The sequence below is a fragment of the Alkalispirillum mobile genome (assembly GCF_003664325.1).
Lineage (GTDB): Bacteria > Pseudomonadota > Gammaproteobacteria > Nitrococcales > Halorhodospiraceae > Alkalilimnicola > Alkalilimnicola mobilis.
Window position 1 is genome coordinate 1,067,317 of the sequence record NZ_RCDA01000001.1, and the last position, 14,455, is coordinate 1,081,771.

16 protein-coding genes and 2 tRNA genes are annotated in these 14,455 nt (G+C 57.6%); 4 read left to right on the forward strand and 14 right to left on the reverse strand.

Features of this window, described 5'->3' with window-relative positions:
• Positions 1-158: 158 nt before the first annotated feature.
• From DFR31_RS04895 to DFR31_RS04905, 3 genes are all read left to right on the forward strand, one after another.
• Entirely contained in the window at positions 159-560 is a 402-nt protein-coding gene (locus DFR31_RS04895; RefSeq protein ID WP_121441512.1) for a DUF4168 domain-containing protein, read from the forward strand.
• A gap of 102 nt (positions 561-662) precedes the next feature.
• Positions 663-738, forward strand: a tRNA-Ala gene (locus DFR31_RS04900).
• A 93-nt stretch (positions 739-831) separates the two neighbouring features.
• Complete coding sequence (locus DFR31_RS04905) at positions 832-1,761, forward strand: AEC family transporter (RefSeq protein ID WP_121441513.1); 930 nt, start codon at positions 832-834, stop codon at positions 1,759-1,761.
• 10 nt (positions 1,762-1,771) lie between these two features.
• Here DFR31_RS04905 and DFR31_RS04910 read toward each other — a convergent pair whose 3' ends face one another.
• The 5 genes from DFR31_RS04910 to DFR31_RS04930 all read right to left on the reverse strand — a co-directional run bounded on the left by DFR31_RS04910 (position 1,772) and on the right by DFR31_RS04930 (position 6,973).
• Positions 1,772-2,497 (reverse strand): formate dehydrogenase subunit gamma, encoded by a 726-nt coding sequence (locus tag DFR31_RS04910; RefSeq protein ID WP_121441514.1) that lies wholly within the window; start codon positions 2,495-2,497, stop codon positions 1,772-1,774.
• Positions 2,497-3,261 carry a 4Fe-4S dicluster domain-containing protein gene (locus tag DFR31_RS04915; protein WP_121441515.1) on the reverse strand — a complete coding sequence of 255 codons (765 nt, stop codon included), beginning with the start codon at positions 3,259-3,261 and terminating at the stop codon, positions 2,497-2,499. The genes DFR31_RS04910 and DFR31_RS04915 overlap by 1 nt, the downstream gene beginning before the upstream one ends.
• Positions 3,258-5,543, reverse strand: a complete 2,286-nt coding sequence (locus DFR31_RS04920; RefSeq protein WP_121441516.1) for a molybdopterin-containing oxidoreductase family protein — start codon at positions 5,541-5,543, stop codon at positions 3,258-3,260. Before DFR31_RS04920 ends, DFR31_RS04915 begins: the two co-directional genes overlap by 4 nt.
• 23 nt (positions 5,544-5,566) lie before the next feature.
• Complete coding sequence (locus DFR31_RS04925; protein WP_121441517.1) at positions 5,567-6,172, reverse strand: TorD/DmsD family molecular chaperone; 606 nt, start codon at positions 6,170-6,172, stop codon at positions 5,567-5,569.
• Between the two features lie 108 nt (positions 6,173-6,280).
• Entirely contained in the window at positions 6,281-6,973 is a 693-nt protein-coding gene (locus tag DFR31_RS04930; protein WP_121441518.1) for a Crp/Fnr family transcriptional regulator, read from the reverse strand.
• A 52-nt stretch (positions 6,974-7,025) separates the two neighbouring features.
• Between DFR31_RS04930 and DFR31_RS04935 the strand changes: the two genes are divergently transcribed.
• Positions 7,026-7,102: transfer RNA gene (locus tag DFR31_RS04935), tRNA-Arg, on the forward strand.
• 154 nt (positions 7,103-7,256) lie between these two features.
• On the opposite strand, the gene DFR31_RS04940 is transcribed toward DFR31_RS04935, so the two are convergent.
• The 9 genes from DFR31_RS04940 to DFR31_RS04965 form a co-directional block, all read right to left on the reverse strand.
• Entirely contained in the window at positions 7,257-7,550 is a 294-nt protein-coding gene (locus tag DFR31_RS04940) for a HigA family addiction module antitoxin (protein ID WP_211328234.1), read from the reverse strand.
• Positions 7,550-7,828, reverse strand: coding sequence for a type II toxin-antitoxin system RelE/ParE family toxin (locus tag DFR31_RS04945; protein WP_121441520.1), 279 nt, complete (start codon positions 7,826-7,828; stop codon positions 7,550-7,552). Before DFR31_RS04945 ends, DFR31_RS04940 begins: the two co-directional genes overlap by 1 nt.
• A gap of 158 nt (positions 7,829-7,986) precedes the next feature.
• Positions 7,987-8,835 (reverse strand): DUF2971 domain-containing protein, encoded by an 849-nt coding sequence (locus tag DFR31_RS04950; protein WP_170153595.1) that lies wholly within the window; start codon positions 8,833-8,835, stop codon positions 7,987-7,989.
• Positions 8,836-9,039: 204 nt separating this feature from the next.
• Positions 9,040-9,597: a hypothetical protein gene (locus tag DFR31_RS13740; protein ID WP_147436942.1), complete on the reverse strand. Its 558-nt coding sequence runs from the start codon at positions 9,595-9,597 to the stop codon at positions 9,040-9,042.
• Between the two features lie 92 nt (positions 9,598-9,689).
• Complete coding sequence (locus tag DFR31_RS13745) at positions 9,690-10,361, reverse strand: hypothetical protein (protein ID WP_147436943.1); 672 nt, start codon at positions 10,359-10,361, stop codon at positions 9,690-9,692.
• The gene (locus tag DFR31_RS13750) at positions 10,361-11,062 is read right to left on the reverse strand and encodes a hypothetical protein (RefSeq protein WP_170153596.1); all 702 of its coding nucleotides are present in this window, start codon (positions 11,060-11,062) and stop codon (positions 10,361-10,363) included. Before DFR31_RS13750 ends, DFR31_RS13745 begins: the two co-directional genes overlap by 1 nt.
• 253 nt (positions 11,063-11,315) lie before the next feature.
• Complete coding sequence (locus tag DFR31_RS04955; RefSeq protein WP_121441522.1) at positions 11,316-12,143, reverse strand: hypothetical protein; 828 nt, start codon at positions 12,141-12,143, stop codon at positions 11,316-11,318.
• A 127-nt stretch (positions 12,144-12,270) separates the two neighbouring features.
• Complete coding sequence (locus DFR31_RS04960) at positions 12,271-13,578, reverse strand: hypothetical protein (RefSeq protein ID WP_211328235.1); 1,308 nt, start codon at positions 13,576-13,578, stop codon at positions 12,271-12,273.
• A gap of 97 nt (positions 13,579-13,675) precedes the next feature.
• Positions 13,676-14,398, reverse strand: a complete 723-nt coding sequence (locus DFR31_RS04965; RefSeq protein WP_121441524.1) for a hypothetical protein — start codon at positions 14,396-14,398, stop codon at positions 13,676-13,678.
• Between the last annotated feature and the right edge of the window lie 57 nt (positions 14,399-14,455).

Below are 14,455 nucleotides of genomic sequence, written 5' to 3' on the forward strand. Positions count from 1 at the left end.
CGCACGCACATGTGCCGCAAGGGCACAGGCGCGCCTGCCCCGTATGTCTCGTAAGGCACTGTTTTTAAAGACATCACTGTTTGGCATCACCCCTGCAACGGTACGCACACGGCACACCCGGTGGTGAGCCGACCGAACACTTCTAGCGGAGGTGCACCATGCGAGTAACCACCCGCCACATTCCGGCATTCCTCGTCTCCCTCGGCCTGGCCCTGGCCCCGGCCGGCGTGGCGTGGGCCGCCAACGACAAGGACCTGTACGAGAGCGAGGTGGCCAGCGAGGCGGAACTGAGCGCCGACGAGGTGGAGGATGAGCAGCTCGGCAACTTCCTGGAGGCCGCCGAGGCCATCCAGAACGTCCGTGAGGATTACGCGGACCAGATCCGCGAGGCGGAGGGCGAGGACGCCCTGGCCCTGCAGGAAGAGGCCCGCGAGGCCATGACCACCGCGGTTGAGGATACCGGGCTGGATGTTCACACTTATCGCGAGATCGGTTACCTGCTGCAGGAGCGCAGTGAATTGATGGACCGGGCCAACGCCGTGGCCGCCGAGCGCGGCTGACCCGGAGGCGCTTCTTCATGGGGAATCGAGCCCGGCTCCGGGACTGTCCGGGGCCGGGCTCTTTATTCTTGCCAACGGCGGTGCTAGGATACGCGTTGTTTCGGGGCCGTAGCTCAGTTGGGAGAGCGCAGCAATCGCACTGCTGAGGTCAGGGGTTCGACTCCCCTCGGCTCCACCAGACACCACCCGGCAGGCCGCCTGATTCAGGCCGGGCCTGCCCCCAAAGGGCCGCCCCGCCAGGCGGCCTTTTTTCGTTTGAGACCAGGCCACCATGGATGTCGTCCTCGCCGTTGCCCTGCCCTTCTTCGCCCTGATCTTCACCGGCATGGCCGCCGCCCGCACCCGGCTGCTGGCCGGCGAGAACACCCGCCTGCTGAACACCTTCGTCTTCTACTTCGCCCTGCCCGCCCTGCTGCTCAGCGGCACGGCGGAGATGGACGCCGCCGACATCCTGCGCCCGGCGCTGTTCCTCTCCTGGCTGCTGCCCGCGTTCGTGCTCTTCTTTGCTACCTGGCTGGGGATAAAGGCGCTGTACGGCCGCGGTGCCGGCACCCGCGCCATCCAGGCACTGACCGCCACCTTCGGCAACGTGGGTTTTGTCGGGCTACCGCTGGTGGTCACCGCAATGGGGGCCCACGTGCTGCCGGCAGCCATGGTGGTGATCATCGTCGACAGCGCCATCATGATCGGCGTGGCCACGGTGATCATCGAACTGGAGAAGGACCAGGGCAAGGGCTTCTGGCGGGCGGTGCGTACCGCCTCACTGGGGGTGGCGCGCAACCCACTGATTATTGCCAGCGTCGTCGGCGTCACGCTGGCATTGCTGTCCATCAACCTGCCGGCGCCGGCGGTGCGCTACCTGGAGCTGCTGGGCGCCTCCGCCGGGCCGACGGCCCTCTTTGCGCTGGGCATCACCCTGGCGCAGCAGTCGGTGCGCTCGGCCAACAGCGAGACGCTGCTGCTGGTGGCCATCAAGCTGCTGGTGCACCCGCCGCTGATCTGGGGCGCCACCACGCTGCTCGGGCTGGACGGGCCGCTGCAGACCGCGCTGATCATCCTGGCCACCCTGCCGGTGGCCGCCAACGTCTACGTGCTGGCCCAGCGCTACGGGATCCACGCGGGCCCCACCTCCACGGCCATCCTGGTCTCCACGGTGCTGTCCATACTGACCGTGTCGGTGGCGCTCTCCCTGCTGCTTTAGGGACGCTCGCTCAACGCAGTTTGCCCTCGCGCTTCAGCTCCTCGTACCAGAGCGGGTTATGGTGCTTGATGAAGTCCACCTCGGCGTAGCCGCTCTTCATGGTCTCCAGCGACTCCCGCTCCTCGACGATCGCAAAGTAGATGTGCGGCACCAGCCCGATCAGCACCAGGAACACCGCGGCGGCGTGCACCACCAGCGCCCAGCGGAACGCCGCGCCGTACAGGGCGCTGTCCGGGAAGTGGAAGACCATCGGCCCGAAGTAGAGGTACAACCCGCTGAAGGCGATGGCCAGCGAGGCGAACACGATCATGGTGCCCAGCAGCCGCTGGGCGCCGTTGTACCGCCCCTGCGGCGGGATGGGCACGCGCTTCATCAGGCCGAAAAGCCGCGCCATGGTGATGACCAGGGTGCGCAGGTCACGCCAGAGCGCGCCGGGGGTCAGCACCATCACGTTGCGCAGGAAGGGCACCACCACGCTGCGCCAGCGCAGCAGGATGAACAGCCCGATACCCACCATCCAGACCACGCCCAGCACCACGTGGAAGAGGATGAGGTTCTGGTTGCCACCGAACAGGGTCTGCAGGAACTGCGGCCACCAGGCGGGGGCCAGGCGGAGACTCTCGCCGCTGATAATACCCAGGCCGGTGGGCACCAGCAGCGCCCAGCAAAGGGCGTTGAACCAGTGCAGCCGGATGGTCCAGCGGTCGCGGACCTTGATCTTCTCTGCCTCTGCCATCACTGCTCCTCCCGCCCGTGCTCTGCCGGACGCTCATCACCGCTCAGCTCGTTGCGCCGGTCGATCAGCTTCTTGAGCCCCGCGCCGGCAAAGGTGGCCACCATGGCCCCCAGACCGATCTTCGCGGTGGGGTTGACCACGTCGCTGATCGCCTTTTCCTGGATCGACTGCTGCACCGGTCGGGGCAGCACCTCTTTGGGCAGCGGCTTGCCGCCGGTGTAGTAGTAGTGGTTGGTGGAGGCGGGCACCGCCTCGGTGGTCAGCTGCACCCACTCCTTCTCCGCCAGCAGCTTGCTGACCTCGGAGTCCGGGTCGTTGGCATCGCCGAAGTGCAGTGCACCACCCACGCAGGTCTCCACGCAGGCCGGCTGCAGCCCCTCGTCCACCCGGGGCTGGCAGAAAGTGCACTTGCTGATCGTGCCGGTCTCCGGGTTGAGCCAGCGGGCATCGTAGGGGCAGGCGGGCACGCAGAGCTCGCAACCGGAGCAGAGCGGGTCGTCCACCAGCACGATGCCGTCGTCCCGCTGCCAGGCCGCGCCCGTGGGGCAGGCGCTGACACAGGGGGCGTTTTCGCAGTGCTGACAGCGGCCGGGGAAGAAGTCCAGCACCGGCATGCCGTTGTCGTCGGTGTCCTCCACCTCGGCCACCCAGTCGCGGGAATGGCCCAGCGGGGTATCCCACTCGGCGCGGCAGGCCACCACGCAGGCCTTGCAGTTGATGCAGCGGGTAACGTCCGCCAGCATTACGTACCGTTTCTCGCTCATGCCTCACCCCCGCTCGCTTTCTCCACCCGGACCAGCCCCCGGTCGAGGGCGGCCGACCCGAGGTAGGGGTCCACGTCGTTGGAAACCAGGTTGGATGTCGCACCGCCCCGCCCGTAGGCCTGCTGGCGGCGCGGGTCGAAGCCGCCGAAGCCGTGCACCATGAAGACCGTGTCCTTGCGGATGCGCCGGGTCACCTTCGCGCGCAGGGTCTCGCTACGGCCCTTGCGGTCGGTGACGCGCAGGGGGTCACCGTCCTCGATGCCCCGCTCGGCTGCGGCATCGGGGTGGACCCAGAGACGGTTCTCGGCCATGAACTCGGTCAGCCAGGGGTTGTTCTGGGTGCGGGTGTGGGTATGCACGCCGGTGCGGCCGAAGGCCAGGTGAAACTCGTCGGGCTCACGCGCCACCTGCGGGCGGTAGTCGAGGGCCTCCTCGTAGCCCATCGCCTTGAGGCGGCTGGGCACCAGCTCCAGCTTGCCGCTGGGGGTGGGGAACTCGGAGCGCCGGCCATGTTCCCGGGGGAAGTTGACCGCCGGGTCGGCCGGTATCTTGGCCACACCCTTGCGCTCCAGTTCCTCGCGGCTGAGGCCCACCTTGCGCAGGCGCTCGTCCACCAGATCCGCCACCGATTCGTGGGGGAAGTACTGCCCCAGGTCCAGCCGCTCGGCGATCTGCTTGCAGATGGTCCAGGCATCCCGGCTCTCGTGCAGCGGCTCCATGGCGGGGCTGCGCAGGGCGACGTAGCCCTCGCGCTGACCGCCGGTCTGCAGGTCGTCGTAGCGCTCCAGGTAACTGGCCTCCGGCAGCAGGATGTCCGCGTACCTGTTCATCTCGTTGGGCATCACGTCGCAGGCCACGAAGAACTCCAGGTTCTCAATCGCCTTGTGGACCAGCTCGTAATCGGGCCCGCTGAGGAAGCCGTTGCCGCCAGCGGCGATGAAGGCCTTGATGGGATAGGGCTCCTCGGTCGCCATGACGCGCCAGAGCTGGTTGGCCAGCCCCCGGTCATCGCCCCAGGCCAGCGGGAAGGCCCCGTCGACCCCGGCGCCATCGGCGCGCAGCGGCCGGCCCTCCTCGTCCACCCACTCTTCGGGCAGGTTGTCCGCCCGCGGGTATTCGTAGGGGGGCAGGTCCGGCTCCGGGATGTCGAAGGTCTGGGGGGTAAAGATACCGCCGTAGCGGTCCCAGACCCCCAGCAGGGCGTTGAGCTGGGCGATGGCCAGGAGGGTGCCCAGCTGGTTGGTGGTGCGGGTGACCCGGCGCGGGGAGTAGACCAGCGCCCGGGGTGCGGCCTCGGCCATCTCGCGGGCGATGCGGCGAATGGTGTCGGCCGGGATCTCGGTCTCGCCCTCGGCCCACTCCGGGGTATAGGGCTGGACGCGCTGGCGCAGCTCGTCCAGGCCGGTGGTGTACTCGGCGACAAAGGCCTGGTCGTAGAGCTGTTCTTCAATAACGACGTGGATCAGTGCCAGCAGCAGCGCGTGGTCGCTCAGCGGACGGATGGGCAGCCACTCCTGGGACTTCGAGGCGGTGATGTTGAACCGCGGGTCCACGTAGACCGACTTGGCGCCCTCGGCCACGGCGTCCATCCAGCCGCGCACCTCGCCGTTGTGCAGGGCCTCGGTGATGTTCCGGCCGAGCATCAGGAAGTAGCGGCAATTTTCCAGGTCCAGGGTCTCGTTGCCGGTCAGGGTGCGCCCGGCCACCAGGTCGTTGGCCACCAGGCGCGGGCCGCAGCAGAACCCGAAGGCGGGGCTGCAGATGTTGGGGGAGCCGAAGGCCCGGCCCAGGCGGGTGTAGGGCTTCATCCAGGTGCCGTGGCCGATCACGGTCAGCGCCTGCGGCCCGTACTGCTCCTTGACCCGTGCCAGCCCGGCCGCCACCTCGTCCAGCGCCTCGTCCCAGCTGATCCGCTCCCATTTGCCCTCGCCGCGCTTGCCGACACGGCGCATGGGGTACTTGAGGCGGTCTGGGTCGTAGGCCCACATGGGGCCGGCATTGCCCTTGGCGCAGACGATGCCGTAGTTGTGGGGGTGTTCCGGGTTGCCGTCGATCTTGACGACCCGGCCATCCCGGGAGCGGACCTTGATGCCGCAGCGCCAGAAGCACATGTCGCAGAAGCCGTAGGTCTCGGTGGTCGGCTTAAGCTTCTCCAGTTGGTGCGGTGCCTGGATCCGGCCCAGGGCCCGGGTGGTCACCCCGGCCACGGCCAGGCCGGCACCGGCCGCGCTACCGGTCAGAAAGGCCCGACGACCGGGGTTGAATGCTTGTTTGGAACTCATCCGGTACCTCGACAGGGGCTTGTTCAGATGGACAGGGCGGCGGGGGCGTGCTGCCGGTACACCGGGTCACCCGGCCAGGGGCGGTGCTCGGTCAGCAGCAGGTCGAGCAGGTCGGCCGCTGCAGCGTAGAGCGGATGGGGGGCCGGATCGGCCCGGCGCAGCGCCCGGGTGAACAGCGGCACCCAGCGCACCAGGTGTTGATCGTTGAAGGCCTCCAGCGCATCGCGCGCCGCGGGGGTTTCCAGATCGGAAAGCAGGGCCAGGAACTCCAGCTCCGCCACGATATGATCGGGCAGCAGGCCGCTGGCGCGATCCACCCCGAAACCGAAGGCCTCCATGTGGCGGGCCACGTTGACCGTGCACTCCCCCATCAACTGCCCCTCCAGCCAGTAGGCGGCATAGGGTTGTGCCGCCACGTCGGGGTTGCCGAGTACGAACAGGCGGCTGTGCTCGCAGGCCAGTTGGGGGGTCAGGGTGAGTTCAGAATCGATCCGCTCGACAATGGCGGCGTGGCCGGCAGGCAGGTCCTGCGCGCGCAGGGCCGTGGTCAAAGAGCGGGCGGCCTCGAAACGGCCTGGGGAGGGCGCATCGAAGATGATGGCACCCAGCAGGTACAGATAGTTGCGCATCTTTCCATCCTCCGCTGCAGAGCAAGTGACTCCGCAAGTCGGGAGGATGGTAATGAGGCAAGAAACCGCACCGCATTGAAAATCGTCAATCGGCGGCGATGAAATTTCTCAATCGGTAACGCGCTGCGCTAACGCCTCGCGGTCGCACCAGAACCCCCGAGCGTCCTCGCCCAACAAACCGGCACGCTTCAGCTCGGCCACGGCACGGCTGGCCGACTCGGTGGTGACCCCCAGCATGGCACCCATGTCCTTGCGGCTGAACAATGGCGCACTACCCCGCCCCTGTTCATCGGACAACCGCAGCACCAGGCGGATTACCCGGTGCCGGGCCGACCCGGTAGACAACTCCGTCAGCCAGGCCTCAGCCTCGCTAAGCGCGGACTGCCAGCGGCGCATCAACTCCTGGTGCAGAGCGGGATTGCGGGCGTTCAGCTCGTCCAGCACCTCGATGGGAATGCGACAGGCCAGCCCGGCCTGCACCACGATGGCATCGTGCTGGTAGGGCTGGCGCAGGGTGGCCTCCAGGCCCAGCACGTCGCTGGAACGGGCAATACGCACGATGCGGTGATCGCCGTTGGGCAGGTACTGCACCAGTTTGACGAGCCCGCCACGCACGGTGAACACCGAGTCGGCGGACTGGCCACCGCGGTACAGCCAGTGCCCGGGGCGCAGCGGGATCTCCTCAATGGCGCCGTGCACCACGGCCAGATCCGCCTCCCGCAATCCGGAGAACAGGGCCGAGTCTCGGATGGTGCAGGCAAAACAGTCGCTGAGGTCACACCAGGCGGCTTTGCGGGGCATGGGGCTCCGTGGGTCTGAGAGGGGTTCGTGCTATCATACGCACCGATGCCCTGCCCCGGTAGCTCAGCAGGATAGAGCAGCCGCCTCCTAAGCGGCAGGTCGCAGGTTCGAATCCTGCCCGGGGCGCCATACTCGCCTAAGAATCAACCTCCCAACCGACAGTGACCCAAGAGCCGGCGGGAAGATCCACCTAAATAGAAGAGGGGACCAATTCACCGGGACAAGGTTAGAAAGCCCGCCCGGCACAGGCCCGGCCAGGGCCGGAGCGAACTCGAGCGACTGGTTATGCAGCGGTAAGCTCAACTTTATGGACCTTATCCAATTTGATGGTCTTACCCGCGTGCCATAGGTCATAAGCATCCTGCATTGCGAGCCAACTTTGCGGTGTACGGCCTAGCGCCTTGGACAGCCGCAACGCCATTTCCGGGCTAACACCGCTCTGCTGTTTCAAAATCCGGCTCAAGGTAGATGGCGACACATCCAGCTGCTCGGCCAAATAGCGGCAGCTCAGACCGTGAGGCTCCATGTAGGTTGCCAGAATGAACTCACCAGGATGTGGGGGGTTGTGCATAGTCATCAGTGATGATCCTCATAATCAATCAGATACGCATTGCCGTCTGAGAACTGGAAGGTGAGCCGCCAATTTCCGCTTAAGGTAATGGCCCATATGCCCTTTCGGTTCCCTTTGAGCGGATGCAACCCGTACCCAGGAATATCCAGGTCAGCAATTTCAACTGCGGTATCGAGGGCTGCCAGCTGCATTTTTAGCCGTTTGGCGTGCTTCGCCTGGATGCCGCGTGTGCTCCCTGTCTCGTAGTAACGGCGCAATCCCTTGTGCTTGAACGACTTGATCATGAGCTACATTGTAGCGTGTTGCGCAACGGTGTAAAGCTGTATAACGCCTAGCTTCAGCGGCGCCCGCTTTACGGCGTCCGTTGCAAGCTATTGTTGGGCTTGGCGGAATGTATTTCCAGATGAAATAGCCCCTCTTGGTTGTGTCGCACTTTAATCAACTATATTCGGAGTTTGCTGTCGTACATATGGACCGCTGCCTTAGCATGCCCGGTCTTCACCTTGAGAAGTTCGAGTGCACGCCTATGGTCCGGGTATAGTGCGCTTTGGGCACAGAATATTTCCTCCAACGGGAGTGGTTGCTTTTCTTGAGCCACAGCAATCGCTGGAACTATCGCCGCCTCCTTAGTTCGAAATCGCAACGCTTGATGGTCACTTTCCGTCTCGAAATGCGCAAATTGAAACAATCGCCACTCTCGTTCATCTTGGAATGAAGGATGCTTGAAGAGCATGGCCGCTGCGAGCAAATGGACGGCGTAAACATCCAATGCCTCATCTGGATGCTTTTCATCAACATATTTTACCGCCCGCCCAAGCGAGCCAATAATTGTATCAACAAGCCCTTCAGCTATCGCAATCTGCTCACCCGGGTCATATGAAACTTTTCCAAGCGCCCCCGAGTTTTTAAAAAAGCAATTGATCACATCAGAATTCGTGGCCAATAGCCCCTGCACCTCAAACCCTAGGCACACGCCCTTTTCGAGAGAAAACATTCTCCAAAGCGAAAGAACATCAGGAGTCTCAGAAAAACAAATAATAAACGGATCATAGGTTTCCAGCTTCTCACGAGCGTAGACTTGCAAAGTCTTCAATATTTCCGATTGATTTGACTCCTGCAAGGCCGCTACACGTCGATTAATAACACCCTCTACTACATCCAGACCGTAATCCAATTCGCTTACATCTAGTGAAAACCGTGCGTGGCTTAGCCACAACTCGGATGATTGAAGAATGGAGAAGACAGATTCTGTCGTAGTGTAGTGATACAAGAAAGCAGGATCTGCGCTCAACGGAAGCACGTCTCCAGCCGCCTCGCAAAATTCGACACAAGCTTTGTGTGGCAAAAACAAGTTTCTCATTTCTCGTCACTATCTACTTGACATTCGGTGGTGGCAAAGGTCAGGCCGGCTCTCTTAGAGCCCGCCCAACGTCGTCCATCAGCCGCGCCGCTTTTTGGCGTCGGCTGGATGGGCTTGTTCGGCCGCAATCTGCTATTACTGTACTGCATCGCGTGCAGTCCACTGGAGCGCCGCCTCGATGCGGCGACGGTAACCCGTATCAATCTGCTTCGGTGCAGAACGAACGTAGCGTTCTGCCACTTCTCGTTGGGCGCCTGTAAGGCTGGCCAGATACTTCACAATCTGTTCGGCAGAAGGTGTGGTTTCTTCACCGTTGAACTTTGGCGGTAGGTTGGTCCAGACTACATGAGCTATGCCGTGGCCTACGGCCCATTCGGCGAGACCGGGGATCAGCGCAGGAGATGGATCCCCAACTGACCAAGCACCGATATGCTTTTCTTCGTTTTTCTCAGGAATTCCCTCACGCTTACGGAGCTCCCTTTTTGCAGAGGCAAGGTCGGCCGCATCCATAACCGCCCACAAGGAGCGGACAGGGCTTTCTGTCTGGACTAGGACCAGCGTTATCCGTCCATCTTGGGACTGCCTCACGAACTCAACATGAATTAGCGGTCCATCATCGTACCACTGGCGCTGAATCGCGAGTTCTCGCGGGTCCCAGACGAGGGAGCCCCAACCAAGACAGGCTATGGTCATCAGTGCGTCTCCTTTGCCGAACGCAGAGCGCACCGGTGGCCTTTACAGAGCGAAGCGGCGTAAAGGGCATCCGCGTGACGCGAATTGTTAGATTATTCACCAAGTCCCTCACCAAATTCGACTGCCTCATCCCTAGCTTCTTTTTCCAATATTATCCGCGGTAACACTTGGGATGTGTACTTCGCAAATGCAAACCATTGAGCTGCCAAAAATATCAATAAACAAATGATAGCTGAAAAGTAGTTGACTAAGTCTGGACTCAAAAGAAAAGGCATGGTTGCTATGAAACCCGAGATCGAAAGGAGTCCAAGGCCACTTAACGTCGATACCTGCCGCATATGTTTTTTATTATCACTCGCCGCTTCCTTTGCAATATAAATCCTCATTGCTTGGCCACTTTTTACGACATCACTATGCTTCTTCTTCAGTCTATCAACATAGGCGTTCATATCCCTTATTGTCGCAAGAAAGTCATATATTTTTGACTGAAAATACCGATATAGTGTTATTGTGGCCAGCAGTGATATTAAAGAAATTATGTATTCAAGAATGTTGGCGTTTTTAAATATAGAGGAGTCGCCAACCGCTAAGTCATGTAGCCCTGAACTTAAGAGCTGATGCCAAGCCCGTCCGGTGCCATTTTCAAACAAGAAGTTCACAAAAAATAAATATAAAGAAAAAGTCGCAAACCCAAAGAAACTGAAAGACCAACCAGTTTCTTCTGCGTACTTTTCTTTGAGAGATGCGATTAGATCAACCATCATTACCCTACGAGGTCGATAAAATAGATATCGCCAGCATTCGGATCGAAAGCACCATATTCAATGATAGGCGCTCCGATAAAAACCATTTCGTCATTGTTTCCTAAATATGGGTGAGCTTTTACAAAATCAGAGTCGTCTGCAAACCTAATCGTTAATGTTTTGTCATTTTCTTGGTTGACTATTTTACCATTTAGCAGTTGTCGATCTAGCTGCCTGACTCTGGCTACATAAACCACAGGCTCGCCAACCTGCCTTTTTGATATGATAGAATGGAATCGTTCGCTCCTGAACCGATTAAATTGATAATTTTCAGTTTTACTACCCTCCGTAGTTATTTCAAGAACACTCTCACCAGAGTTTCTCGATCGAATCATTGATAGAACTTGATCAATTTCCCTATTAATTGAGCGATCCGCATAACTCCTAACAACATGCTGCCCGGGGTTATCCACAATATATTGAAATGAGGAGGGTTCTATAATCCCCTTTTCAATTTGATTTTTCCTATTGCTAACCTGTTGCTGAAGCGAATCGGAAACCTCATCCCCTTCTTGAAGAACCCTATCCATTGCCGGGCCAAGCGCAGAAGAAATACGATCAACTATCACTTTACCAGAATCCGATAACAACTTCTGAACGAAACCACCTTCTTCAGGGTATAGCGCTATAAAGTCAGCGGCGTGATAGTCATCGGCCTTCATCCTCGCATGTTTCCAGAGATTCCCGTATTTAAGATCGAGGAACGCTCTATCTACCGCATTCTGTGTGTGAACGAGCGACCTTCCCAATGTACGAGCGGAAACAAAATGATTCGAAACGATATCTCCATCAAAGTGGAGGGTCAGGCTTGAGCTCATAGCTATCCCATTTTTTTAAATCTAACGCCGCCAGCACGTGCGGCTTTGTAGTGAAGGCGAAGCCGTAACGGAAAAGCCGTCACTGTGACTGGCTTTGTTAGGGCTCGCCACTCTCGGCCTCGGCCTGGAATTCGATTTTAGGCGGTAGCTCGCTCATTGCATAATGAACAAACTGTTGACCTAGCCCGGTCAGCTCATAGCCTTCGTTTTCGTCAAATGCCGAAACTGGCGGTTTTGGACCACTTCCCTTGGGTCTTCGTTGCGAAGGCTTTGGTACGAAGTTACCGAACCGGTCTACCTCCCGGTGCTGACGGATGATGCTGCCCGTACTTAAATCACGAAATAGCAGCTTGTACAAATCAGCATCAGCTGAATCTTCACGTACAGGCCCCTTACCAATTTTTCGCCAAATTTCACCGCGGGTTATGCCACCGCTGTTATAGATTGCTCCAATAACTTGGAAGTGCATTTCCGAATATTGGCTGATCCAATCAATGTACATACGCACTACATCATCGCTGGAAACTGTAGTGGCAGCCGCGTTCGACAGAATGTTACGGATATAGATGCGCTTTTCTTCGCTTTCAGCACCAGCCCACTCACGGAATGTCTTCTTTACTAACGACTGGTATTCCTTGCTTTCAACTCGTTCCGCGATGGACTCATCCTGAAGGTCAAGGCGAGCCATAATCTCGATAATGGTTTCTTCCTTTTCCTTCAGCTCATCCTGAAGCATTCGTATCCAGTGCTCAAAAAATCGATTTACCCTATCCTGCTCCGCTTCGGACCAAGCGCCTGCAATAGCTGAGAACACACCACCGGCGAAAGGAATAGCACCTCCGATCGCCTGAAGCGCCCCACGTGAATATTTCGCGACTCTCTTTCCTTTTGGGACTTCATCTTCGGAGTTATTTTCATCTGTCATATTGTGCTCCTTGGGTCCCTAACGCCCGCTTCAGCTGCGCCGAAACCGAAGCGCTTTTGTGTTATTGTTTGAGCGCAGCGAGTAACACAAAAGCGCGTGGGTTTTGGCGTCAGTCTGGAAGCGCTTGTTAGCTGCCGTCATCATCTTGCCGCCGGTGTCGGTCATCAAGCTCCTCATTTACAGCGATAACAGCAGCCCTACCAGATTCTAAAGTGCTTCGAATAACATCTCTAAGAATGGAAGATTGATGGATATTTGTTCCGACCCAACCACCGGAAGCTATATTGATAAATTCAGTATTTCCAAAGTATCGGCGTACATTTTTATACGAAAGCCTTTTTCCACCCTTTGGCCCTACAGTATCTGGATGCATAGATATTAGTTTCCAATAATCTAGTGGTAAATACATTCCTACTGAAAGTCCAATATTGTCTGGATTAAAAACAAGTCGAGGACATATTTTTAGGAAAAATGGGTTTTCAGACAATCTAAAGCCATCAGCTTCTGTATTTGAATTCGCGGCACCCAATTGTGTTAGTAGGGCATCCATTCTTCGAATTTCTTCCGTCAATTGTGAGTTAGGGAATCTAAATACCGCCTCTCCATTTTCATGCTCCATAGCCTTGTATTGAACCATCAAGAAACACTGAAATGTTTCATTATAGTAAATAAGATCTGTTCCAGTTTGTTCTTCGAGAGGGAGTCTATTAGCCAGAATCACGGTAAGTCTGCTTTGGGTATTCTCAAAAACAGTAGAGCCGTGAACATACGACTGAACTTCTTCATGCCCTGGGAATTCTTTTAGGTCATTTGCAACCATCTGGTCTTCTCGGAGCCTTACTTTAGGGAGACCAGCAATAAATGATACCGGCCCAGACTCCACTGAATAATCCCAACCAGAAATTTCATTTCGATCTATCCCGGCAATTCCTAAAGCTGTTCCAACAGCTTCCTTTTGCTCCGCCAATGAATGCAATATTTCACCGGGCAGTGTAGCTATTCTGGTTCGGCGCTCTTCGCGATATTTAGCTAGAATTGGTGCTGATTCCGGAGACAAATCACTTACAGCTGATATAACTTCCTCAAATGCTTTTGGTGATAAAAGCCCTCCATAACTTAAGCGCGCTTCGACTCTAGATTTGCTTCTATTTGAAACACGGGAGATTATTTTGTTGGCAGGAATGGGAGGTTTTACGGTGAAAAAACTGCCCATGTTTAATCGTCTAAGATCGGTGCCGGCAAGCCGACCTCGGGAGCCAAGGCAAATATGCGTTAAATTGCCTTCCCTTGAGACAACGAAACATACAAGAGGCACATTTCGGCTATGCTCAAACTCAGGAACAGCCTCGGCAAATTTTCCCTCATCAAATCTATCGTCAAAGACTTGCTGCCGTTCGGCTGAAAATCTGAGAATGTACCCGGCTGATTTTTTCATTATTCTCTCTGTGCTGCAAAAAGGCAGCTAACGCCCGGCTCACGCGCTGATTTTGAGCCGCGAAACGGCGAAAAATCGGTCGCCGTGCAGCCGATTGTTAGGTATGAATGATGAAGGCATTCCGCTTAACTTCGCTCTCAAGGTACTCTTTAAACCACCACCACTTGTACCTGACTGGCTCTGGATGATTGGCCCCCAAATTGGCTTCAATGATACGAGAGTAATTTTCAAAGGCCCGCTCCGCCGCACCATGGGATTTGTCTTGTATGTAGTAGTCATGCAACACGTTGACTATGAAGTGGTTCATGTACTCAAGGCACATCGTGTTGGAACTACCCTCAGTGCTAACCCAATGGTTTTTGGCATTCGGTGACAACTCGACCCGGGGAACAAGGGTTTTTGTCTCTATCTGATATACCTCCTGATAAGCAGGGCCTACGATGTTTGAATCGGTGTGCCAAACGCCGCCGACGGATATTCCTCCTCGGAGCAAGTATCCTCTAGACAGCAAAATATGACTTATCTGAATAACGCGCATTACCAGAATCGACAATCCGCGGTAACTGGGCATTTGGCTTGAGGTCAGCGGAGCACTCAGAATGATGCTGTCTGATATGTAGAGGTGCTTTGGAATTAAGTCCTTGGGCACCGTGTGATCTACCGTCCCATCCAGCTTTGGAACAGCACTCTCCAACACGTCAATTAATGACTCTAGTTCCGTATGCTCTTGCCCGCCTTGGCCTGCCGCGTCGACGACCTGCTTAAAGCCAAGGACGTCAATGAAAGCTACGGCTCGATCCTCAAATTTGATCTTCGGCACTGACTCTCCCTTCATACCTAACGCCCGGCACAGCGGTAGCCGTAACGTAGCGATTTT